Source organism: Paraeggerthella hongkongensis (genome assembly GCF_003726035.1).
Classification (GTDB): domain Bacteria; phylum Actinomycetota; class Coriobacteriia; order Coriobacteriales; family Eggerthellaceae; genus Paraeggerthella; species Paraeggerthella hongkongensis.
Map to the genome: position 1 here is coordinate 1 of NZ_QICD01000060.1, position 638 is coordinate 638.

A 638-nucleotide genomic window follows, 5' to 3' on the forward strand; every position below is an offset into this window, starting at 1 on the left:
GCTTACACCAGCTACGATATCAGGGGACATGCCCCCGAACGGGCGCCTAGGAGCATTGGTAGAGGAGGCGGCTACTCCGACTTCCAAGGACTCAAAGGGTGTGGGCTCGGAAGCTGCGTCTTTTGACGCTGCGGGCATCGATGCCGTCGCCGAGGCTGGCGCAGGCGCGGGAGCGGGCTCCAAGCACTCAGAAACCGCAGACTCGACTGGCTCGCACGTTTCGAAAAGGCTCGGGGATCCTACTGTTAACTGGTCTTGTGATGGAACGGTAACGCCTGCGGCCTCTCGATATGCGTTCGCAAAGTGGTCGAATACCACTTGCGTCGACCACTGCGACACGTCTGCCATACCCGCTATCTCGCACACGAGCGCCGGCGGCATCGTAGCGACTCCCGCAAACAGGATACGCAGAATCGCGCAGGTGGCTGCAACGTCCGCATCGGCTCGGTGCGTCGAGAGCGGCGCTCCGAAAGCGCGCACAAGGTCTAGAAGTCGATGCGAGGTAAGCCGAGGTAGCGCGATGCGGGCGAGGTCAAGCGAGTCGATCCAGGTGTTCTCGAGTAGCGAGTAGCCGCTCGGGTGTCGCGTCGTGAAAGTCCGGTCGAAATCGACGTTGTGAGCCACCACCTTCGAAGTAC

The 638-nt window shown here is 61.4% G+C and carries 1 protein-coding gene; it reads right to left on the minus strand.

From position 1 onward, the window contains the following. On the minus strand, window positions 1–627 hold a 627-nt coding region (locus DMP08_RS12770), incomplete at its 3' end, for a 3'-5' exonuclease (protein WP_337959671.1). Window positions 628–638 lie beyond the last annotated feature (11 nt).